Raw genomic sequence first — 23,205 nt, 5'->3', positions numbered from 1 at the left:
AATGGCCCGGTTCCCCTTGCTAGGGTAGGCACGCGTCCATGCTCGACTGGCGACATTTCGGGGTGTTGCTCCTCTCGGCCCTCATCGGTGGTGGCAGCGGCTGCGGCACGATCGTCGAGCTGCCCGTCGGTGATGTCTCCACGGGCACCACCGCAGACGAAGACGGCATCACCACGAGCAGCGGCACCGAGCAGCCCGATGGCACGAGCAACCCGGGCACGTCGTCGCAGGACACGGGCGAAGTCGACATCGACATGCTCACGAGCTCGGGCCCCACCGAGGACTCGACCTCCACGGGCGAGATGCTCGTGTCGATCCCGATCTGTGGCGATCCCCTGCTCGAGATCCCCGAGGACGGCACCTGGGCCGCGGCCGCGATCGAGGTGCCAGCCCACGCCGGGGTGCTCGACCTCGACGTCGCCATCCGCATCCAGCACCCCGAGGTCTCCGAGCTCCGCGTGCGGATGCGCGCCCCCGATGGCACCGTGGTGAGCCTGCTCGACACCCCAACCTGCAGCGGCGCCGGACTCGAGGCGATCTTCGACGACGACGCAGGGCAATCGGCCGAAGAGGCGTGTACGGAGCCGGGGTTGGCCGCCATCTACGGCAACGTGGAGCCGCTCGACGCCCTCGCACCGCTGCTCGCCGCCCCGGTGGTGGGCACCTGGATCGTCGAGGTCACCGATGTCTCGCCGCAGCAGGCGGGCTCGATCGATCAGGCCTGTATCACGCTCACCGTGGAGGGCCCCTAGTGCTCGCCCTTCGCCACGGCCGCGACGACGCCGGGCTACAGCGTGATCGTGCGCTTGATCTGCTGCACCCCGCTGCCCCCGCGCGGGAACACGGCCCGGCGAAGCTCGCGAACCACACAGCCCTGGACCGCCGTGCCGCCGCGGGTGACCGCAGCGGTGGCCGCCAGCACCTTGCCGCTGGCGCGATCGACCTTCAAGGTGACCCGCGCGCGATCCCCTGGCTCCGCGCCGGTGAGCTTGCCGGCGCACGTGGACACGCGAGGCTGGATCCCACGCAGGGCGGCGTCGACCTGGGCCTTCGACAACCCTCGTGGCTGGCGTCGATCCCCGCTCGCTCCGCTGCCGCTGTCGATCTCGCCGCTCGACGAGCCCTCGCTCGTCCGTCCCGACGTGCTGCCCACGGCCTCGAGCACCGGCACGGTCCCGGTCGAGGCCGCCTCGGCCGGACCCTCGTCGACCGCCGGCACCACCACCTCGGAGGGAACCTCGGGCTCTCCCGACTGGGCGGTCATCCACCACGCCACCAGGGCACCCACCAAGAGCAGCCCCCCGAGCAGCCATGGCCACGCCCGACCGACACCCAACCCCGTGGCGATGGGCTCGGAGACCGACTCGTGCATCGGCACCGGCGTGAAGCCGCCGCTGGCCTCCACGGGAGCCACCTCGGTGCGACCGACCGCGGCCGCGCTCCAGTCGTCGGCGCTCGCCACCGCCGGCAGGGTGCCGCCTGCCGCCACGACCGGCTCGGAGGGCTGGCTCATGGTCACCGCGGGTGGATCGTCGCTGCCCACTTGCTGCAGCGCTCGAGCCATCGCCGCCATGGTGGGGAAGCGATCTTCACGGTCCTTGGCCAGCGCCCGCATCACCACCGCCTCGAGGCCCGGCGGCAGCTCCTCGGGCAGCAGCCGCCCCGACAGCGGCGGCGGCGGCTCGTTCATGTGCAGCAGCGCCACGTCGAGGAAGCCCTCGCCCTCGAAGGGCGGGATCCCGGCCAGCAGCTCGTAGAGCATCACGCCGAGCGCATAGATGTCGACGCGATGATCGACGCGCTTGCCTCGACACAGCTCGGGCGCCATGTAGACGGGCGTGCCCAGCGTGGCTCCGGTATTGGTCAAGCGCCCGCCCTGATCCACGGCAGGCCCGAGCAGCTTGGCCACCCCGAAGTCGAGGATCTTGATGAAGTCGCGGTCGTCCCCGCGGGTCACGCGAAAGCAGTTCTCGAGCTTGAGGTCGCGGTGCACCACCCCGGCCTCGTGCGTGGCCTGGAGCGCGCTGCAGATCTGCAGCCCGAGGTGCTGGACCCTCCACCACGGCAGCGGCCCCTCGCGCTCGAGCGTGGTCGCGAGCTCTTCGCCGTCGAGGTACTCCATCACGTAGTAGAGCCCCCCGCGCGGGCCCTGGGCCACGTCGCTCACCTTCACCACGTTCTCGTGCTCGATGCGCGCAATGCTCTGGGCCTCTCGCTCGAAGCGCTCGGTCGCCTTGGGAATGAAGCGATCGTCGACGAGCACCTTCACCGCCACCGGGTCTCCGGTCGTCTCGTCGTCGGCGAGGTACACGCGACCCATGCCGCCCTCGCCGAGCAAGCGGATCAAGCGATAGCGCTCCCCAAGCACCATACCGGGGCCGATGTCCGGCGCCTCGACGGCCTCGGCCTCCGTGGTCGTCATCGCCCCGCGATGGTAGCAGCCTGCGGTCCATTGCCGCGAGGAGGACCCCGCCCGTGAGCCCATTCGGATCGCTGCTGCTCTTCGCCCACGCGACCCTGGCCGCTGGAACCGCGTGGATCGGTCCCCCCCCGACCCACGACGCGCCCGTCGAGCTCGAGGGGGCCTCGGGCGAGGGCGTCGATCCGGGCGCCCCCGCCGACGGCTCCAAAGGGCCGAATCCCGAGGATCCAACGCCAGCCGAACCCGCACCGGACTTCGATCCTCTCATCCACCTCGACCGCGCCCAGGCTCTCGCGGCTGCCGGCGATCTCACCTCGGCCGAGGCCGAGGTCTCGGTGGCGATCTCGCTTGCGCCCCAAGAAGCCGCGGCCTACCTCGAGCGGGCTCAGATCCGGGTCGCGCTCGCCGAGCAGTCCGGCCGCGAGGACGCGGCCCAACGCCGGGTCCACGCCGAGCTCCTGCGACTGGCCGCGACCGACGTGAGCGCCTACCTCGAGCTCGCGGCGCTCGAGCCCGAGGGCCGGACCTGGTTCGAGGCGCGACGCGACGCCCTCCTCCGCGAAGCGGATGCCCTCGATCCCCCCGTGGTGGTCCAACGAGAGCCCGAGCCCACCGAGGATCAGACCCAGACGACGACGCCGGTGACCACCCCGAGCGGCCATGACGATCACGTCCGCCGTCCGGGCCGACGCAGCGTGGCCCTGCTGAGCATGGGTGCGCTCACCGGGGCAACCGGCGTGGCTCTGGCCACGGCCAGCCTCCAGATCGAGCAGCACTGCCCTCCCGGTGAGCCCTGCACCGCCAGCTGGCGCGCTCGTCCCTCGCTGCTGGCACCGGCGGTCGTGCTCGCGGGGGCGAGCTCCGCCGCGGTCGTGCTCGCGCTCGCCGAGGCCCCGAGCCTCGACCGCAGGCACGTGCGGGCCGGGGTGATCGGCACCACGATGGCCCTCGGCTCCGCGGCCGTGGTGTTCGGCACGCTCACCGGAGCGCTCGCCGCCTCGCGCTGGGGCTCGCTGTCCCCCTCCAACGACCATGCGCTCGGCACCGTCCAGACCCTGGGCAACACCTCCGTCGCCAGCTTCACCGCGGCGCTCCCCCTGCTGAGCGCGGGCGTGACCGCGTGGCTCCGCGGCCGCTGGTCCCAACGCACGGCCGACCGCGCCACCGCACGCCGCCAGTCCCCCTGACGGCTCACAGGCCCAGCGCGCGCCGTAGCCTACGCGCCGTCTGACGGGACACCGGGACTTCCTCGCCCGCATGGGTGACCGCCAGGTATCCCCCCGAGTCGGTCGGTCGCAAGATCGCGACCTCGTGCAGGTTGAGCAGCGCGCGACGATGCGCCCGCACGAAGCGATCGGCGGGCAGCCGCGCCCCCAGCTCCTGCAAGCTGGCGTCGGTCAGGTGCCGGCGACCATCGCGGGTGAACAGGGTGACCAACGTGCCATCGAACACCGCGTGGCTCAGCGTCATCGGGTCGAGCAGCACCACGCCCTCGCGGGTGGTCACGGGCAGCCGCGGCAGGGTGACGTCGCGCTCGCCCCCCACGTCGCTCCCGAGGCCACCCATCCCGACGGCGATCGCAGCCCCGGAGGACGCCGAGGCTCGCCGGGTCCGTACCACCGCGCGCGCACGCTCGATCGCCTTGCCCAGCCGACCCGCCTCGATGGGCTTGAGCACGTAGTCCACCGCGCCCAGCTCGAACGCCTGCACCGCGTGCTCGGGATGGGCGGTGGCGAAGATCACATAGGGCGCGGGCTGGGGCAGCAGCGCGTGCAGCTCGAGCCCCGTCAGCCCCGGCATCTGGATGTCGAGCACAAGCACGTCCACGGGCTGCTCGGCCACCGCACGCAGCACCGCATCGGCCTCGGCGTGGCACTCGAGCAGCTCCACCCCGGGCATGGCACCGAGCAAGCGAGCCAGACGCTTGCGTGCCACCAGCTCGTCGTCGGCTGCGATCACGCGCAGGGCCAAGGAGGTGTCGTCGAGGGTCTCGGTCATGATCATGGTCATCATCGCTGAGAACGAGCCGATGAGGCTCAGGTATTGGCACGCGGCCCCTCCACGTCGAGCGGCAGCTCGATGCATGCGACCGTTCGCTCGCCATGCGCGCGTACGTGGAGCGACGCCGCGGCCCCGTAGGCATGGGCCAGGCGCCGCCGAACCTGCCGCAGCCCCTCCCCGCCGACCCGCTCGCCATCGAAGCGCCCGGGGTTGTCCACCTCGATCCGTAGCCGCTCGGCTTCGGTTCGCACCCGCAGCGCGATCGGCCCGCGATGCCCCGCGTTCGGCCCGTGCTTGGCGGCGTTCTCCACCAGCGGCAGCAGGATCATCGGCGGCACGCGAACCTGGGGTGGATCATCGGCGCCCTCGATCTGCAGCGTGAAGCGCTCGGGGTCGCGGATCCGGTGGAGGTCGAGCAGCGTACGCGACAGCTCGAGCTCGCGACGCAGCGGCCAGCTCGGCTGTCGCGTCGCCTCCAGCACCGTGCGCAGCATGTCCGAGAGCCGCAGCGTGGCCTGCTCGGCCACCTCGCCATCCTCGCGACACCACTCGGCGATGGCATTGAGGGTATTGAACAGGAAGTGTGGATCGAGGTGGCTGCGCAGCGCCAGCAGCTGGGCGCGCTCGGCCTCGGCCGCCAGCCGGCGCACCCGCGCTCGCTCGAGGGCCAGGCTCGACTCGAGATCGATGTCGCGACCCAGGCCATAGCCGCCCACCCAGAACAGCGCCAGCGAGACCAACAGGCTCACGTCGGAGGTCATGAAGGTCGGGCCGATCCCCAGCCGCTGCGGCAGCGCCCACCCCACCAGCAGCACGGTGCCGGCGCCCGTGAGGCCATAGACCAAGAGGCGTCCGAACGGAGCGGCAAACGTGGGCGGGGCGTCGAGCGAGGGCGGAAACAGAGCCCGCCACGACACGGGCGCCACCAGCAGGAACACCAGGCACATCAGCGCGCCCAGGGGTGCGGCCGCCGGGTCGCGGGAGAATCGATCCTGGGCGACCACCAGCACCGCGCCCAGCAGCACGATCGGCACGAGCCGACGCGGATGGATCAACGCCCGCAGGGTGCTGCGCAGCAGCGAGCGATCCGGTGAGTCGTCCGGGGCATCCCCCGGACCAGCGAGGGAGTCGGCAGCGGCTTCGGTCGCGAGGGTCAAGGGCCAGTCACCTGCCCCATCATGCCCGCGACCGCGGACGGGTGGGACCGGGGTGGCTGCGAGCGGTCGCCGCACGCGCGCCAACGGTCGCGGACCCCCCGCCGACCGTCGCACACGTTGTTCGCCCCGCTCGCGTGCGGCATCCTGGGTCGGCGGGCGATGGGACCACACGAGCAGCAAGGGCCGTCGTCGGGCGACGACGCCGACCTCGAGGCCACCGCGCCCAGCGGCGTCGAGGACGTGTCGCCGGAGCCCGACCAGGAGGAGGTGCTGCAAAGTGGCACCAAGGCCGGCCGCTACATGGTGCTCGATCGCGTGGGCTCCGGCGGAATGGGCGTGGTCTACGCGGCCTTCGACGCGGAGCTCGATCGCAAGGTCGCGCTCAAGGTGCTGCACGCGCGGGCCAAGCCCGGGACCAACACCGACGGATACAAGCGGCTGATGCGAGAGGCCCAGGCCATGGGCAAGCTCTCGCACCCCAACGTCATCACCGTGTACGACGTGGGCACGTTCGAGGGCCGGGTGTTCATCGCCATGGAGTTCATCGACGGCCCGACCCTGCGGGGCTGGCTCGCGCAGAACCCCCGCGAGTGGACCGAGATCGTCGACGTGTTCGTGAAGGCGGGCCGAGGACTCGCGGCCGCGCACGCGGCCGGCCTGGTGCACCGCGACTTCAAGCCCGACAACGTGCTCATCGGTCGCGACGGACGCGTGTTGGTGATGGACTTCGGCCTGGCCCGCCAGGCGGCCGACAAGATCACCGACGCCCAGTCCCCGAGGGCACCCGACGACTCGACCCGGGACTCGACCCGGGACCCGGCCCGGGACTCGGCCCGAGCCGACGTCGTCCTCACCCGCACGGGCGCGGTGGTGGGCACGCCGGCCTACATGGCACCCGAGCAGCACGAGGGGTCCGCCGCCGATCCCCTCGTCGATCAATTCGGGTTCTGCGTCGCGCTCTACGAGGCGCTCTACGGCCAGCGCCCGTTCGCGGGCACCAGCGTCGCGACGCTGGCCATGAACGTGCTCGAGGGCAAGGTGCGCGCCCCTCCCAGGCACACCCGCGTGCCATCATGGCTGCACGCGGTCGTCATGCGCGGGCTCTCGGTCGATCCGCTCGACCGCTACCCCTCGATGGACGCGCTGCTCGCCGAGCTCCAGCGCGATCCTCCCCAGAACCGCCGACCGTGGCTCGGCGTGGCGGTGGCGGTGGCGATGCTCGTGGCCGTGGCGGGGGTGGGGTTGGCCACTCGCCCCCCGCCCTCCGATCCGTGCGAAGACGATGACGCGCACCTCGTCGAGGGCTGGGGCTCGGCCCAGCGCGAGAGGCTTCGGGAGGCGTTCTCGACCACCAGCCTGCCCTACGCAGACACCTCGGGTCAGACCACCGTACGCCTGCTCGATGCATGGACCGTGCGCTGGTCCCAGCACTGGCTCGACGTGTGTCACACGGAGCTGCCCGAGCCCTCGGCGGCTCCCGAGGCGCTGCCGGGCATTCGCTGCCTCGACGTGCAGCGTCGCGATCTCGACGCGCTCGTGGTACGCCTGCTCGAGGCCGACGCCGCGACGGTGACCTCGGCCGTGTCCGCCGCCTCCGCGCTCCCCGACCCTTCGCGCTGCAAGCATCCCGAGCTCGAGCTGTCGCTGTCGGACCGCAGCCCTCCCGAGTCTCTCGACGCGCGCCAGCGGCTCGAGACCTTGCGTAGCACGATGGCCCAGGCTCGGGCCCTGCTCCACACCGGCGCCGCCGCCGAGGCCGCCCGCATCGCCGAGCCCCTGCGCAAGTCGGTGGCCGCGCTCGCCGATCCGGGGCTCGAGGCCGAGGCCAGCCTCGTGCTCGCCCTCGCCCTCGACCGGCAGGACGAGCCCGGTCGCGCGGAGCGGAGTCTACGGCCGGTCGTCTTGCAGGCGGCCTCGGGCCGACGCCCCGCGCTCGAGGCCGAGGCCTGGGTCGAGATGACGAGGGTGGTCGGCGAGCGCCTCGAACAGTACGACGAGGGGCACCGGGCCGGCCTCGCCGCCGAGACCGCCATCGTGCGCGCTCACGAGCCGCCGGGGATGCGCGCGCGCCTGGCCACGTGGCGCGCCTCGATCGAGCTCGATCAGGGCCGCTTCGACGAGGCCCGCGAGCACCTCGAGCGTGCGCTCGAGCTGCTGCGCGAGCACGAGGACGATCCCGCATCCGCGCTGGCGCTGGCGCTGGCCTGGCAGAGCCTCGGCTCCGCGCTCCACGGTCTGGGCCGCTTCGACGAGGCTCAGCCCGCGTTCGAGAAGGCGCTGGCGCTGCACGAGCAGACGCTGGGCGCCCAGCACCCATGGGTGGGGGCCACCCTCGCCCGCATGGGAGGGACCATGCTCGGCGCCGGCCTGTCCCTGCAGGCCGAGGCGACCCTGCTGCGCGCGCGCTGGCTCCTCGATCCCACCCGCGCCACCGACGAGCCCCAGGGCGCGCCACCGCCGGACACCAGCCGTTGGCAGCGCAGGGAGCTCGCCGCGGTGCTCGATCGCCAGGGATTGCTCGCGCGCCAGCAGGAGGAGCTCGATCGCGCCGAGGCCCTGCACCGACATGCGCTGGCACTGCTCGAGGACACCGTCGGACAGGGCCATCGAGATCTCGGCTATCCGCTGGTCAACCTCGGGGTTGCGCTGGCGGAGCAAGAGCGGCCGCTCGATGCCATCGCCCACCTGCGGCGCGCCTACGAGATCTGGACCGACGAGCTCGATCCCGAGCACCCCGACGTGGGCATCGTCGCCCTCGACCTCGCCAACGTGCTGTGGACGCTCTCCGATCCGGCCAAGGCCCGCCAGCACTACGCCGAGGCGCTGGCGATCTGGGAGGAGGTCCTGCCCGAGGATCACCCCATGCTCGCCTATGCACTCACGGGCCTGGGCCGCTGCGACCTGGCCCTCGGCGCTCACGCGGCGGCCATCGAGTCGCTCGAGCGGGCCTACGAGCTGCGGGCACGCGAAGGCATCGACGACCTCGACGAAGCCGAGACCAGCCTCGTGCTGGCCCGTGCGCTGTGGGCCACCGGCGAGGATCCCAGCCGCGCCCGTGGGCTCGCCATGCGAGCACGCGAGCTCGTGGGTGCCGTCGAGCCATCCGACGAGGCAGGGTGGCTGCGGCTGCTCTCCGGGCAGGAGATCCCACGCCTGACCGACCAGCTCGGCCCTGCGAGCCTCGGTGCCACCAACCACGACACGCGCGGACGCTGACGAGCCGAGCGCCAGCTGGTCGAGCGCGCCATCGGCGTCGCGCCGCCCGTCGATCGCCACCTCGACGGTGCCTTGGTACGATGCGGCCGCGATGCACGAACGAGAGCTCGGCACCTTCGAGATGCTGTGGGACTGTTCCGCCTGCGGCACGCCCAAGCTGCTGGGCATCCAGCACCGCCACTGCCCCGCCTGCGGGTCCCCCCAGGATCCCTCGGCTCGCTACTACCCGAGCGACGAGGACAAGATCGCGGTGCAGAACCACGTGTATCAGGGCGCCGACCTGATCTGCCCGGCCTGCACCACGGCCAACGCCGGCACGGCCCAGTTCTGCGTGGGCTGTGGCTCGCCGCTGGGCTCCGACGCCAAGCAAGCAGCCGCTCGGACCGAGCAGCAGGCCGCGCACGGTCAGGGCTTCTCGGGCGAGTCCGTCAAGGACGCACGCGCCGAGGCCCGTGCGCGACGCGACGCCCAAGCCCAGCAAGCCCGAGCCAAGCCCGCCGCCCCTGGCATGTCCAGGGGCCTCAAGATCGGTCTCATCGTCGGCGGCGGGGTGCTCTTGCTCGGCATCATCGTGTTCGTGCTGTTCTTCTGGAAGCGCGAGGCCGCGGTCGAGGTCGAGGGCCACCGCTGGGCTCGCACCATCGACATCGAGGTCTTCGACGACGTTCGCGACTCGGAGTGGTGCGACCAGATGCCCCGCAAGGCCCGCAACGTGTCACGCCGCAAGGAGCAGCGCTCGACCAAGAAGGTCCAGGACGGCGAGGAGTGCGTCAAGAAGCGCAAGGACAACCGCGACGGCACCTTCAAGGAGGTCCAGGAGTGCAAGCCCAAGTACCGCGAAGAGCCCGTCTACGATCAGAAGTGCTACTTCGAGATCGAGAAGTGGGCCGTGCGGCGCACCGAGAAGGCCGAGGGGCAGAGCAAGGATCCCGAGCCCGCCTGGCCCGCCGTCACCCTGAGCAAGCCCGGCACCTGCAAGGGCTGCGAGCGCGAAGGCAAGCGCGTGGAGACCTACTGGCTCCGCCTGCTGCGCAAGGAAGAGGGGCAGGCCGACGAGTGCGAGGTCGAGCGCGCGCGATGGGATGGCGCCGAGGTGGGCTCGCGCTTCATGGTGAAGGTCGGCGTGGTGGGCGACGGGATCGATTGCGACTCGCTGCAACCGGCACCGTGACGCCCGGCCGAGGACGCGTGGCTAGAAGCGACCGTTGAGGCTGAGGCCGGTGTAGTCCCAGCCGAGCTGCGGAGCCAGCCGTAGCTGCGCGATGCCGGCGGCCTTGCGAAGATCGTCCTGGGACTTGCGGTGCTTCTTGTACGTCAGCCCGTACGACAGCATCCCCGCACCGCCCTGGATCGACGCCGCGGACAGCTGGGCCAGCACGAAGTGGGCCGTGAGCGGATACTTGCCGAACAGTCGCTCGATGTTCAGCTGCCGCCAGAACACCACGATGGTGGCGAGGCGACCCACCACGCCCGCGCCCAGCAAGCCCGCGCCCACCCCCACCAGCACCGGGGCATTGCGCTCCGGTGCTCCATCCCAGGCCGCCCGCACGCCGTCGTACTTGCCACGCACCGCTCCGGCCGCCGGCGCGAGCCCGTAGGTGGCCGAGTTGAGCCCGTACCCCAACAAGGTGAGCCCGAACATCGAGCCCGCGCTGCGCAGGCACTCGCCGAACGCATTGAAGGCACCGCCTCCGCCGATCACCGCCGTGCCCACCGCGTCCTGACAGCGATCGATCGCAGCCAGGCGCCCGAACACCGTGAGCCACGCCAGCCCTCCCGTCACGCCGGCACCGACCATCAACCCGATGCCCTTGCTCGGCTCCGGTCGCATGACGGGCATGAGTCCCACCGCCGGTGGCACCACACCCGGCTCGGCGGACTCGGCTGTGGGCTCGGCGGGCTCGGTGCTCGGCTCGGGTGCCGGCGCCAGCGCATCGGCGGGATCGCCCACGTCGTCGGTGGGCTCGGCCTCGGTGGTCTCGGCCTCCGTCGGTTCAGCCTCGTTCCAGCTCGGATCGGGCTGGGGTCCCGCCGACCCCGCCAGCGCCGAGCCGAAGGGATGGAACGCCAGCAAGCCGGCAACGACCAACGACGAGGCACCGAGCAGCATCGAAGCCAGAGCGTATCCGTGGCGACCCGAGCGGGTCAAACCAAGAGTACGCGTGGCGCGGGATCCTAGCCCCCCGAAGGCGGGCGAAATCGCGGCGGAGGTCGCCATTGTTCTGGTTGGCCGTCGGCCGCCGACGCAGGAGGCTCGGTCGACGTCCGGGGAGCCGGCCAGTAGCCAAGACTGGCGTCGTCGCTCGCTCCCGCGACACCTCGCCCCCCCACGGCCGGAGGCGTGAGCTTCGTGCTGCCGCCACGAGCCGGGCCCGACGCGGCCCCTCCCCCGCCGCCCTTGCCTCCGCCGCCCTTGGGCAGCGCCGCCGCCACGGGCACCCCTCGCCGCATCTGCTCGTCGACCCCCCGCAGCAGCTCGAGCAGCTCGGCCACGCGCTCGTCGACCTTGGTGGGGCTCACCAGCTGCTGGTTGGTCGTGCGCACGAGCGGCACCAGCGTGCGCTCGATGATCGCGATCTGCTGCGCGAGCAGCTCCTCGATTCCGGGCGGAGGATCCACGCGCACCTGGAGCTGCGGTCGCGCGAGGGTCCCGAGCGCTTGCTCGAGCCGCTGCAGGTAGCCACCGAGCACCTGCACCACCGCGTCGTCGGTACCGCTGCTGCGCGCGGCCGGCAGCGCCGGAGCAGGCACCGCCGCGGGCGCCTTCAGCCCCGCGCTGGCCTGTCGCAGCGTGGCCGTGAGCGTCTCGATCCGCTCGGCCACCGCATCGCTGCTGCCCAGCTCCGACAGCACCTGCTGGATCCCATCGAGCCGCTCCACGACCCCCGACAGGGCCTGTGCTTGCGCCTGCCCCTGCCCCATCGCCTGCCGGATCGCCTCGAGCCCGCTGCCGAGCCGCGCCAGGTGCTCGCCGCTGCCGACGGCCCCCTGGATCCCCTCGAGACGCTCCCCCAGCGTGGACAGCTGCGCCGTGATGCGAACCACCGGATCGTCCTCCGCGCCGCCGAGCACCCGCTGCTTCTTGAACTCCTTCTTGATCTCCTCCCAGCGCTTGCGCTGCTCGTCGCTCATCGCGCCGCGGAGCTCGCCGAGCTTCAAGAGGTTCTGCTCGGCGCCGGTGGTGAGCGTCTGCGACTCGCCGATGTAGTGGTCCTCGATGAGCGCCTCGAGCTCGCGCTGGTTCATCGCCGGCACCACCTTCTCGGCCAGCTTGTTCATGTTGCGGTAGCTGCCCTGCAGCTTGAACGGCGGCTCGTTGCGGTAGGCGTCGTCCATCGACGCCGAGGCGATGTACTGCAAGTTGACCTGCAAGAGCACCTCCTGCACGCGGAACAAGTGCTTGAGCACCGTCACGATCTCCTGCAGCTCCACCCCCGAGTAGCCATGACCGAGATCCGTGCTCGGGACCTCCTCGCCCTGGGCCATGCGCACGAGCTTGTAGATGTCCGCCTGATCGCGGGTGGCCAGCGGGGCGAGCACGGCGTTGGAGGTGATGGCGTTCTCGATGTAGCTGAGCGCGAACTGCTCCTCCTTGCCGCCGAGGATGTCCCCCAGGTTGTAGGTGTCGGCGCGGTTGGCCAGCATGTCCGGGATCGTGAACTTGTCGCCACTCTCCGTGTACGGGTTGCCCGCCATGACCACGCAGAACTTCTTGCCGCGCAGGTCGTAGGTGCGGGTTCGGCCCTTCCACACGCCCTCGATGCGTCGCTGGGCATCACACAGCGAGATGAACTTCTGCAGCAGCTCGGGGTGCGTGTGCTGGATGTCGTCGAGATAGAGCATCACGTTGTTGCCCATCTCGAAGGCGAGGTTGATCTTCTCCACCTCCTGCCGCGCCGTGGCATTGGGAGCCTCGGCGGGATCGAGCGAGTGCACCTCGTGCCCCAGCGAGGGGCCGTTGACCTTCATGAACACCAGCCCCAGGCGACTGGCCACGTACTCCATCAACGTGGTCTTGCCGTAGCCGGGTGGCGAGATCAGCAGCAGCAAGCCCATGAGATCGGTGCGCTTGCCCTCGCCGGCCGCGCCGAGCTGCTTGGCCAGGTTGTCGCCGATGAGGGGGAGGTAGACCTCGTTGATCAGCTTGTTGCGGACGAACGAGCTGAGCACCCGGGGCATGAACTCGTCGAGCCGCAGCCGCCTGCGCTCGCGCTCGAGCAGCTCCTGCCGCGCCTGGCGATAGGCGAGGTAGCCCGGAACCCGCTCGCGTGCGAAGCGGCCGAGCCGCTCGATGAACTCGTCGAGCCGCAGGGGGAGCTTCTGCTCCTGGATCCTCGCGTGCTGCCCGAGCAGGCCCTCCACCACGGCGGAGGTCAGCGCCGAATTGCTCTGCCGCGGGAGCTCGTGGCCGAGCGCCAGGACCACCGCCGCCTCGGTGATCGAGGGGCGAAGCTCCTGCAGCGCTGGATCGCTGGCGCTGGCCACCAGCCCCTCGAGCCACACCCGCGAGAGCGCCACCCGAGCGCCCACGTCGTCGTCGAGCGCACGAAGGTCCTCTTCGAACTCGTGGCGCATGGCCGCCACGTCGAGGTGCTCGATGAGCGTGTCGCGTAGCCGCTGAGCCTCGGCGCTGGTGGTGAATTGCGGACGCGTCGCGGCCAGCTCCTCGCACAGGTAGCGCGCCGAGGCCTCGGCCAGGCTCGGATCGAAGTCGAGGCGGAAGTCTCCGATGAACTCGGCGATCGCGTCCCGGAGCTCGTCGATCAAGCGGTCGCCGGACGAGCCGGCCCCGAACGCCTGCCGCAAGCGGTGCAGGCTCTGCGCGCGGCGATGCCAGCCGATCTTGCGCTCGTCCATCCGCACCGCCCAGAACAGGCACGCGAGGGCTCGCGTGCTGGGGCCGAAGCGCAGGAGCCCCGCCACCGTGTAGAGCGCCATGATCTTCTCGAGGATCAGCGCGCCATCGTGATCGTGGACCCCGCGCTCGTAGCCGTCTTGATAGCGCTCGGCGGCGTACTTGCGCACGAGCACGAACAGGCCGCCCTCGGCCCGCTCGGCATCGCGCAGCCGCTCGACGGTGAGCCCGGAGCGCCCTGCCTCGGCGTCGAACACGATGCTCGCCGCCAGGAATTCTCCCCGATAGACCTCCGGGGTCTCCGACGGCAGCTGCTGCGACCAGTACGGTCGCGTGACCGCGAATTGCTCGTCCGTGATGGGCTCGAGGAAGTCCGTCCCCGAGAGCGACAGCGCCATGCCATCGCCATGGGGAAGGATGCCGAGCTCCAGCGACTGGGTGTTGACCGAGAAGCGATGCCGCCCGAGCTTGATGAGCTTGGCCCCCTCCTCGAACAGATCCTGGCGGTCGCGCAGGCCTCGCAGCGCGTCCTGGCGAGCGGTCTTGATCTGCGCCTGGACCTCGTCGGCCTTGACGCTGTCGCCCAGCCCGAGGATCCGCTCCACGAGATCGCGGAGCTTGAGCACCATCGCATCCGACGCGAAGTAGGCGTTGAGCTCGTCGGCATCCTTGAAGGTTCGCGCCCGCCGATTGACGCCTTGCAGGATGCGCTCGGCCGCCTGCCACAGGTTCTGGACCCGCCGCTGGCGCTCGTCGAGCAGCTGCTGCTTCTTGTTGCCGAACGCCTCGTAGATCTCCTCGCGCTTGCTCGAGATCTGGCCGAGGAACTCGTCGAACTCCGAGAACTTGGCCTCGAGTTCCTCGAGCTGGACCATCAAGCGCGAGAGCTGCTCGTCGCACTTCTCGGGGGTGTCGGCCATGCCGATGGCCGACGTGACCGCCTGCCCCAGCAGGTTGAACTGCGCCGCGAACTCGGCCTTGCCCTCCGCGGACATCAGGCTCTTGCGGCGGTTGTCGATCGTCGCCCGGACCCGATTGAGGTGGGCAAACACCTCCGAGATCCCCTCGAGGATGCGGGTGCGCGCGGTGGGATCGTCGACCTGGAGGTTGGCGGAGACCTCGCTGAGCACCCCCAGCCCCTCGCTGACCTGCTCGAGGTCCTCCACCACCGGCTGGAGCTCGTGGGCCTTCTCGATCTCGCCGGCTCGCTGGAGCAGCTCCTCGAGCTTGCCGGTCAGCGGGATCAGTGCATCATCGCGCAGCAGGAAGTCGACGGTCGATCGCGACAGCGCGTCGAAGCTGCGCACGACCTCGTCCTCGAGCTCCTGGACCCTCGGCAGGTCCATGTAGCGCAGCTCTCGAAGGGTGATGAGGTGACCCCGCTGGGTACGCAGCGCGGTCAGGCCTCCCATGAACTCCTCGACCAGCGTCCACGAGTCGGGACGCAGGCCACGGATCAGCTTCTCCTGTGCCGCCGCGGCCTCGGCCAGCGCCTCGGTCGCCTTCTTCTTGATGGCAACGACCTTTTCGAACTCGTCGACCACCAGCTCCGCGGTGTCGCGGATCTCGGTGAGGACCGTGCGCAGGTCGCCGACATCGGCCTGGTCACCGATCCAGTAGTAGGCATCGATGATCCGCGTGCAGTTGGAGATGAGGTCCTCGTAGACCTGGCGCGAGGGCTTCTGATCGATGATGAAGCGGCGAACGCTCAGGCAGTCCGAGATCCCGCGAACGAGCTCCGCGTTGCCCACCTTGCCGAGGAAGCCGCCGACCTCGGGAGCCGCGGCCGCGTGCTCGTCGGAGACGAACGGGGTCTGCCACACCTGCATGGGATGGACCCGGGTGGGCTCGTCGGAGTCGTAGCGGAACACCACCATCTTGCCGTCGGGGAACAGGCTGTAGCCCGAGCACTGGATCGGGGTGCCGACCTCGCGACGGATGAGGTTGTAGGGAAACAGCGCGTACAGGCCATCACGCCGCTCGTGGAACACGTAGAGCACGTCCTCGCCGTTGGGCGAGCGCACGGCCCGATGGAACTCGTAGGCGGAGTAGTTGCCGTCGAAGACCTTGTACTGACCGTCCTGCAGGAAGTAGCCGCCGGGAAAGATGATCCCGTGGTCCTCCGGGAGGCTCCGGCAGGCCTGGCCGATCGCGTCGATGCGCACGACCTCCTCGGTTCGCGCGGAGAACACCAGATGACGCCACTGCTCCTCGCGATACGGGCGAATCCGCATGAGGATGAGCGGGCCCACCTCGCGGAACTGGAACACCGCGTCGTCGAGGGTCTGGTAGCCGTCGTCGACGGGCTCGGCGTAGATGCCCTTGCCGGTGGCGGTGTTGTTCTCGACCTTGACGGTCAGGTCGCCGCCCGTGGTCTCCACGAACACCTTGTTGCGAATCGAGACGTGGGGGTACTCGCCCTGGACTTGGTCCTCGCGGGTGAGCGTGATCCACTCGAAGTCGCGCTGGGGTGGGAACTCGTAGTCGCGCTCGCCGCGATTGTCGACGTACTCGACGCCACCGTCCGGCCGAAGGGTCCAGCGCGCGACCCTGACGTCGCTGACCTCGCCGCCGATCTGCCACGCCGCCAGCAGCTTGGTCTCGCTTCGCGAGAGCTGGATCAGCTTGGAGTCCTTGTAGAAGCGATAGAGCTCGTGGAAGTGGTCCACGAAGGTGGGGTGAGCGAGGAAGCCCTCGCCCCCCTCCGCCACCGGGATCGACGACAGGTCGACGGTGCCGTCGTCCTTGGGCTCGAAGCGGTGCAGGCTGAAGACGTCCTCGATCGCCGTCTCGGTCTTCAGCCCGAGGAACACGTTGTAGCCGAACAACAGGCGCCCCCCCACCTGCACGATGTCGCGAGGGGTACAGTTGTTCTCGGTTCGGACCCGCTCGTTGGCGACGACCGTGAGCTCGGTGCCGCCAAACACCTCTTGCCGGCGCTCGTTGAGCACCTCCGTGCGCTTGCCGAGCTCCTTGGCCTGCTCGACGAGGCGGGCGCGAATGACCTCGTAGCTTCCTCCCTCGATCTCCGCGGCGGAGCCCTGCTCCTCCGCCGCCCGACCTGCCTGAGTGTCGTTCGCGTCCGCCATCGTCGTCTCGGCCTCCTCGCGTGCCTCGCGTGCCCCGCGGGGCTACTCGAGCCCCAGTTCCTTCGCGCGTGCGAGCAGGGTCTGCACCTTGCCGCGCTGTCCCTCCCCGAGCTGTCCCATCACCTTGTGCAGGGCGGCCGAGACGCTCAGGTTCTTGATGCTCTCCGAGTCCACCGAGGAGAGCACCTCCTTGATGTCGTCGGTGAGGCTCCTGTCGCCCTCGAGGTAGCCCGACATCAGCTTGCGCGCCGTGTCGGAATTGTGGACCACCCCGTCGAGGGCCTGGCCGAGCGAGACCGCGCGGATGAACTGGTCGAAGAACTGACCGTCGCCGCCCACGATGTTGATCTTGGCCGTGCTCATGGCCGCACCGAGCACCTCGGCCTGGGCCTTGGCCACGTCGCGGCGCACCCCGAGGGCAGCCATCTCGACCTCCACCATCTTCTCGAGGCGCAGGCGGTACTCCTCGTGCTCCCGCGAGCGCTCGTCGAGCTTCTTCATGGCCTCGGCCTTCTGCTCGAGACCCTGCGCCTCGGCCAGCAGCTTCTCGCGGATCTCCACCGCCTTGGCCTGGCCCATCTTCTCGGTCGCGACCGCATCGGCCTCCTTGACCTTGGCCTTGGCCATGCCCTGCTGCTCCGAGCCCGTGGCCTCGGCGAGCATGAGCTCGCGCTTGGCCTCGGCCTCCGCCCGGCCGGTCTTGGCGATCGCCTCGGCCGTGGCCTCCTTGATCCGGACCTCGGCCAGGCCCTGCGACTCGCGCCCCTCCGCCTCGGCCTTCATCTGGCCCAGGGTCACGCGCGCCTTGGCATCGCCCTGCTTCTCGATCGCGATGGCCTCGGCCTCGCGCACCTTGACCTCGGCCAGCCCCGGCGCGGCCACCTCGGCCTGGACGCCCTCGGCGAGCCGGATCTTGGCACGTGCCTCCTTCTCCGAGGCCTCGAGCGAAGCCTCGGCCATGGTGAGCTTCTCCTTGGCCAGGTGCTTGGCCGCCTGCTCCTGCGCCTCGGCCTTCTTGATGTCCTTGACCAGCCGCTCCTGCGCCTCGGCCTCGGCGTCGATGACCTTGGCTTCCTTGGCGCGCTTGGCCGCCGCGACCACCCGCAGATCCTTGATGCGCTCCTCTTCCTCGGCCACGGTCTTGTCCACCGCGACGCGCGAGCGGATCACGTCGGCGATCTCCTTCTTCTCGACCTCGAGCGCCTTCTCCTTGGCGATGCGCTTGAGCTCGACCTCGCGCTCGCGACCGATGGCCTCGAGGTGCTGGTCCTTGAGCACGCGCTCTTGCTCCACCGCCACCACGCGCTCGCGGTTCTTCTGCGCCACCTCGATCTGACGGCGCTTGTTCTCCTCGTTGATCGCGACCTCTTCCTCGAGCTTGATGCGCGCGAGCTCGGCCTTCTTGCGCTCCTCGGCCTGGACCTTCATGGTCTCGGCCTGCTCGCGGGCCTGCACCGACGCGATCTCGCGGGCCTGCTTGGCCTCGGCGTCGGCCTGCTGGCGATCGAGCTCGAGGATGGCCTCCTTGGCCTCCACGTCCTTCTTGCGGATGGCCTTTTGCTCCTCGCGCTGGATCTCGTTGGTCTTGACCGCCTGGGCCGCGGTGATCTCGGTGATCTTGAGGATACCGCGGGCATCGAGCACGTTCTTGGGATCGAGGTTCAGCACCGGCGTCTGCTCGAGGTAGTCGATGGCGGCGTCATCGAGCACGTAGCCGTTGAGGTCCTCGCCGATCTGCTCGAGGATCTGCTCCTTGAAGTCGTGACGCCGGGTGTAGAGCTCCTCGAAGTCGAGCGCCTTGCCCACCGTCTTGAGCGCCTCGGAGAACTTGGCGTTGAACAGCTCCTCGAGCGTGTCCTGGTTGGATGCACGGGCGGTGCCGATGGCCTGCGCGACCTTCAGCACGTCTTCCTGGGTCTTGTTGACCCGTACGAAGAAGGTGACCTTGATGTCCGCGCGGATGTTGTCCTTGCAGATGAGGCCCTCCTTGCCCGTCCGTGCGATCTCGATGGTCTTGACCGAGATGTCCATGACCTCGGCGCGATGGATCACGGGGTAGACCATGGCGCCGCCGAAGTAGACCTCGACCTTGCTCATCTTGTTGACGATGAGCGCGCGGCCCTGATCCACCTTGCGGTAGAGCTTGGTGTAGAGGAAGACGCCGCCGAGCAGCACCAGCACGGCGAAGACGCCGACGACGCCAACCATGATCAGGTTGGAGGTGTCGAGCGGCTCCGCGAGCAGCGTACCCGTGGCCAGCAGGGACTGGTCAGACATTGGAACGACCTCGTTGCATGGGGTTGGGAAACGGGCTCGGACCGTCGTGGTCGAGCCAGGGGGAAGCGTTGGACGTGGGCATGGGGAGTGGATGAGCGCCAGCGTGGCTACGCCGAGACGTCCTCGTCGTCGTACGGCGCGACCTCGTAGACCTCGCGCTTGGGGTCGTAGGCCACGACCAGCGCGCTGGATCCGCGGCGCAGGCCGTTGGCCTCCATGTCGCATCGGACCTGGACGATGAGGCCCGCCCCACCGTCATCGGCCTTGGCCATGCCAAAGCGCTGGTCCACGCGACTGGTGTCGATGCGCACGATCTTGCCCACGAGGTCGCGGCGCGACACGGACTTCTCGACCTTGAGCGCGTGGGCCAGCGGCCGCACCAGCACCGACGTGATCGGGAAGGCCACGATGATCGAGGTGGCGAGCAGGGCGGTGCCAATGAGCCACTCGGGTCCCAGCTTCATGCCGAACATGAGATAGCGGGTCCCCAGCCAACACAGCACCCAGCTGACCAGGATCACCAGCGACAGCACGAGGGTCAGGGGAATCGAGCGCAGCTTGAGGGCATGGAAGATGCCGGCAAAGAGCCCGACGCCGGCCCCTTCGCTGGCGCCCTCGGCCAGGCCCTCGCTGGCGCCCTCGGCCATCCCTTCGGCGGCGCCCTCGGCCGCCCCCTCGGCGGCCCCCTCGATCGCGCCCTCGGCCACCCCCTCGGCGGCACCCTCGGCCATCCCCTCGACGGCGCCCTCGGACGCGCCATCGATGTCCACGTCCAGCACGTCGATGCCCAGGGCACCCACGATCACCATCGCCCAGTAGGCGAACACGACCAACAGCAGGCCGGTGAAGATGACGGTGGGGTAGCTCAGGCTGGCGGCAAGGAACTCTTCCATCGGGGCTTTCGACCGGGGGCGAGACGAAGGACCGGCGGGGGCGGCAACGGCCAAGAGCGGCCGATCGCCGGGCGGCCAAGCTTCGCAGAAGATCTGCCGAGCTGCCACCGTCGGGGACCTCGATTCGCTGGCCGACGTACCTCAGCGAGCCCGCTGGGTATTTCCAATCCTACGGCGCTTCACGCCCGGTGGGCTGCTCCGCCAGCCGCGTGTGGCCGAGGACGGTGTCCCAAGCCGTCGCAAACCGTCGCAAACCGTCGCAAACCGTCACAAACCTGGTTGCGCGCCGCGGCTCACGTTCCCGATGCGCGGTTCCGTGAGCCATGCCATGCTGCCACCATGCCGCGCGGTCGCGCTCGTCCCGAGATGCTGGTCTTCGCGGCCACCATGATTCTCGGGGCCTGCCTCGGAGCCGCGTGCTCGAACCCCTACCGACCGGAAGAGGCCGTCTCCTCGGGTTTTGCGAGCTCGTCGGGTGCAGTCGAGACCACGACCACGGTCGACGGCACCACGAGTACGGGCCCCGGGGGCACGACCACCACGTCCGACGCCACCGACGGCACGACCGGGACCCTCATCTTCGACGTGGCCGCGAACGATGTTCCCCCCGAGCAGGGGTGTCGCAAGGCCGACTTCCTGTTCGTCATCGACAATTCGGGGTCGATGCAGGAGCACCAACAACAGCTCCTCGCCAGCTTTCCCGGGTTCATCGATGCGATCTTGGGGTCGCTCGACGAGCTCGACAGCGTGCACGTGGGCGTCGTGACCAGCGACGCCTACGCGTTCAATGCCCCGGGATGCCAGCAGCTGGGCGCCCTCGTCACGCAGACCGGTGGCGCGAACTCGAGCCAGGCCGTGTGCACCCCGTTCGTGGGCGGCAAGCGCTTCTTCACCAACCAGGACAGCCTGGCCGCCGCGTTCAATTGCGTGGGCCGGGTGGGTACCGAGGGCTCGGGAAACGAGCTACCGCTGTCGGCCACGGTGCAGGCGCTGCAGACCGAGCTCGTGGGGGTCGGCGGCTGCAACGAGGGCTTCTTGCGCCCCGATGCGGTGCTCGTGGTCGTGATCGTCTCCGACGACCCGCCGTTTCCCGACACGCCCGACGATGCATGGCCCCTCATCGACACCATGCCCCTGCACGATGCCATCGTCGAGGCCAAGGGCGGCGTGGAGGAGTCCATCGTGATGATCGGCGTGGTGTCGTGGGACGACACCTCCTGCGTGTGCCCGTGGTGTTGCCCGGGCTACGGCTGCATGGCCATCAACGACAACGCCATCGAGCTGGTCGAGAGCTTCGGCGAGCGGGGGGTGCTGGCTAGCGTGTGCGCGGGCGACTACTCCCAGGTCTTGGCCGAGACCATCGACACCATCGACGCGACCTGTGCCGGCTTCACGCCGCCCGGATGATCGAGTCCGGCCGAGCGAGTCCGGCCGAGCGAGTCCGGCTCGGACCGCCCTACTGGCACTCGGCCCAGCGCTGGGCGAAGTAGGCCAAGTCGAGGTAGGTCGGATCGTCGAGCGCGTGAAGCTTGGGGCCTCCGCCGTGCTCGACCCCGCCGAGCGCTTCGTCGAGGGGCTTGAGCAGCAAGAGGCTCTGCATGGGCTCGTCCGCGTCGAGGTAGCCGGCTCGCTCGACCTCGTGCAGGGTTCGCAGCGAGCCGATGTTGCAATCCCCCGTACGAATGAAGGGAGGAGCGGCGTCGAAGACTTCGTCGTGCGAGTCGAAGTGGCAGGGGAAACAGCGTCCTCGCCACGAATAGACCTTCTCCCGCCACACCAGCTCGAGCGTGAGATCCGAGCAGTCGCCCGGGTCGTCGAGCGACATCGGCTCGTCGATCACCGGCGGAATCTCGCAATCGGTCGCGTCGGGCGGGCGTCCGCAGGGCTCGTCCACTGGTTCGCACAGCCGGCCCTCGCAGGCCGCCACCAGCTCGATCCACTCGAGCATGGCTTCGCGCTCGGCCGCGATGGTGTCCTCGGTGATGCCGCCCGATGGGGTCGCGCGGTCGATCCATGTGAGCACCACGCTGTGGGCCGGAGCGCTCAGGTCGACGATCCCCTGCTCCACCATGCACGCCATGGTTTCACAGGGGGTCGGCTGCAAGTACACCGCGAGGTCGATGCCGGCCAGATGGCACTGGTTGCAGGTGCTGGGGCGATCGTCCTCGAGCAGCGGAGCGATCCGTCGCTCGTAAAGTCCGAGCTGCTCGTCGGGGGTGCACACGGGCTCACCCGTGCTGCTCCCGTCGGAGTCCACCACCGGAGCTGGCAGGTCCGACGCGCAGGCGGACAAGACGATCATCCACGCAGCGGCTCGCATGCTCCACGCGTGAGGATAGGGCACTCCCCGGGGGGAGTCGAACGCTCAGACCCACGCCAGCGCGCGTTGCAGCCGATCCCCGCGCAGCCGACGACGAGGTCCGAGCACCAGCTCGACGATTCGCCCGTCCGCAGCCACTCGGCGCACTTCCGTCGTGAGGGTGCGCAGGCGATCGAAGGTCGCCGCATCGATCTGGAGCCGGCGCTCGTGCAGCGGACGAGTCCATCCCGGCGGCAGCGGACTGCGGGTCCCCGACGGCCGATCCTCGCGCGCGCTCACCACGCCACGCTCGAACACGAGCAGCCGCATGCCCGGCTCGTCCGGCAGCGCCAAGCGCAGCGCACGTGGCATGGGATACGACCGCTTGGCCTCACGAGGCGGTGGTGGTCGAGACAGCCATTGCTCGAGGGCCTCGGGTGTGCTCACCCCTTGCTCGGCGTGCAGCAAGCCCACCAGGTGACGCCATACGAAGGCGGTTGCCCGGACGTGCTCGGCACTTCGCTTGAGTTCGTCGACGCCATACCCGAAGTAGCCGGCCAACGCCCTCAGCCCGCGGCGTGGCAGCCCCGGGAGCAGACGACGCGCGATCTCGTGCGTGCACCATGGCGGCCTCAGCGGAAAGTCCTCGCCGGGGTCCGCATGTTCGTGGAGCCCCCGCAGGAACGGCAGCTCGAACCGTGAGAAGTGGATCACCACGGCATGCGAGACTCCTTCGGAGGTCGCCGCCGCTCGAAGCTCGCTCCAGGCTCGCGCGGGCTCGACCGCTCCCGCGAGGAGCCGTGGCTCGATGCCGGTCAACCGGATCACGGGACGTGGAATCGTGGCTCCCTCGGGCAGGGCGAGGAGCCGCGAGTGAACCTCGAGGTCACTCTCCGATGCGCTCGCCCGCGTGCGGGCCCACCCGAGCTCGAGCAGGTGCCCGTGGGCCGGGCTCGCCCCGGTGCTCTGCCCATCGACCACGAGCACATCGAGCAT

14 protein-coding genes are annotated in these 23,205 nt (G+C 69.9%); 5 read left to right on the top strand and 9 right to left on the bottom strand.

What is annotated here, in order from left to right:
* Window positions 1-38: 38 nt before the first annotated feature.
* Entirely contained in the window at window positions 39-752 is a 714-nt protein-coding gene (locus OEB96_RS20660; RefSeq protein WP_266218087.1) for a proprotein convertase P-domain-containing protein, read from the top strand.
* A gap of 35 nt (window positions 753-787) precedes the next feature.
* On the opposite strand, the gene OEB96_RS20655 is transcribed toward OEB96_RS20660, so the two are convergent.
* Window positions 788-2,422: a serine/threonine-protein kinase gene (locus tag OEB96_RS20655; RefSeq protein ID WP_266218086.1), complete on the bottom strand. Its 1,635-nt coding sequence runs from the start codon at window positions 2,420-2,422 to the stop codon at window positions 788-790.
* A gap of 53 nt (window positions 2,423-2,475) precedes the next feature.
* On the opposite strand from OEB96_RS20655, the gene OEB96_RS20650 reads away from it, so the two are divergent.
* A complete protein-coding gene (locus OEB96_RS20650) occupies window positions 2,476-3,609 on the top strand; it encodes a tetratricopeptide repeat protein (RefSeq protein WP_266218085.1) in 1,134 nt (377 codons plus the stop codon).
* A 4-nt stretch (window positions 3,610-3,613) separates the two neighbouring features.
* Here the strand turns inward: OEB96_RS20650 and OEB96_RS20645 are convergent, their stop codons facing one another.
* On the bottom strand, window positions 3,614-4,420 hold the full coding sequence (locus tag OEB96_RS20645) for a LytR/AlgR family response regulator transcription factor (protein ID WP_266218084.1): 807 nt from the start codon (window positions 4,418-4,420) through the stop codon (window positions 3,614-3,616).
* A 38-nt stretch (window positions 4,421-4,458) separates the two neighbouring features.
* Window positions 4,459-5,580 carry a sensor histidine kinase gene (locus OEB96_RS20640; RefSeq protein WP_266218083.1) on the bottom strand — a complete coding sequence of 374 codons (1,122 nt, stop codon included), beginning with the start codon at window positions 5,578-5,580 and terminating at the stop codon, window positions 4,459-4,461.
* Window positions 5,581-5,739: 159 nt separating this feature from the next.
* Here OEB96_RS20640 and OEB96_RS20635 point away from each other — a divergent pair, with 159 nt between their 5' ends.
* The gene (locus tag OEB96_RS20635; RefSeq protein ID WP_266218082.1) at window positions 5,740-8,796 is read left to right on the top strand and encodes a serine/threonine-protein kinase; all 3,057 of its coding nucleotides are present in this window, start codon (window positions 5,740-5,742) and stop codon (window positions 8,794-8,796) included.
* A 91-nt stretch (window positions 8,797-8,887) separates the two neighbouring features.
* Window positions 8,888-9,967: a zinc ribbon domain-containing protein gene (locus tag OEB96_RS20630; protein ID WP_266218081.1), complete on the top strand. Its 1,080-nt coding sequence runs from the start codon at window positions 8,888-8,890 to the stop codon at window positions 9,965-9,967.
* Between the two features lie 21 nt (window positions 9,968-9,988).
* Here OEB96_RS20630 and OEB96_RS20625 read toward each other — a convergent pair whose 3' ends face one another.
* From OEB96_RS20625 to OEB96_RS20610, 4 genes are all read right to left on the bottom strand, one after another.
* The gene (locus OEB96_RS20625; RefSeq protein ID WP_266218080.1) at window positions 9,989-10,906 is read right to left on the bottom strand and encodes a hypothetical protein; all 918 of its coding nucleotides are present in this window, start codon (window positions 10,904-10,906) and stop codon (window positions 9,989-9,991) included.
* A gap of 65 nt (window positions 10,907-10,971) precedes the next feature.
* A complete protein-coding gene (locus tag OEB96_RS20620) occupies window positions 10,972-16,740 on the bottom strand; it encodes a DNA repair ATPase (RefSeq protein ID WP_266218079.1) in 5,769 nt (1,922 codons plus the stop codon).
* Between the two features lie 42 nt (window positions 16,741-16,782).
* On the bottom strand, window positions 16,783-19,017 hold the full coding sequence (locus OEB96_RS20615) for a flotillin family protein (protein ID WP_323137417.1): 2,235 nt from the start codon (window positions 19,015-19,017) through the stop codon (window positions 16,783-16,785).
* Window positions 19,018-19,124: 107 nt separating this feature from the next.
* Window positions 19,125-19,910 carry a glycine zipper family protein gene (locus OEB96_RS20610; RefSeq protein ID WP_266218078.1) on the bottom strand — a complete coding sequence of 262 codons (786 nt, stop codon included), beginning with the start codon at window positions 19,908-19,910 and terminating at the stop codon, window positions 19,125-19,127.
* 339 nt (window positions 19,911-20,249) lie between these two features.
* Between OEB96_RS20610 and OEB96_RS20605 the strand changes: the two genes are divergently transcribed.
* On the top strand, window positions 20,250-21,317 hold the full coding sequence (locus OEB96_RS20605) for a vWA domain-containing protein (protein WP_266218077.1): 1,068 nt from the start codon (window positions 20,250-20,252) through the stop codon (window positions 21,315-21,317).
* 49 nt (window positions 21,318-21,366) lie between these two features.
* Here the strand turns inward: OEB96_RS20605 and OEB96_RS20600 are convergent, their stop codons facing one another.
* Both OEB96_RS20600 and OEB96_RS20595 read right to left on the bottom strand, forming a co-directional pair.
* The gene (locus OEB96_RS20600; protein ID WP_266218076.1) at window positions 21,367-22,230 is read right to left on the bottom strand and encodes a hypothetical protein; all 864 of its coding nucleotides are present in this window, start codon (window positions 22,228-22,230) and stop codon (window positions 21,367-21,369) included.
* A 45-nt stretch (window positions 22,231-22,275) separates the two neighbouring features.
* Window positions 22,276-23,205, bottom strand: coding sequence for a 3'-5' exonuclease (locus OEB96_RS20595; protein ID WP_266218075.1), 930 nt, complete (start codon window positions 23,203-23,205; stop codon window positions 22,276-22,278).

It is taken from the genome of Paraliomyxa miuraensis (assembly GCF_026337845.1).
Taxonomy (GTDB): Bacteria; Myxococcota_A; Polyangia; order Nannocystales; family Nannocystaceae; genus Paraliomyxa; species Paraliomyxa miuraensis.
This window is presented reverse-complemented; position numbering and strand designations above follow the sequence as displayed.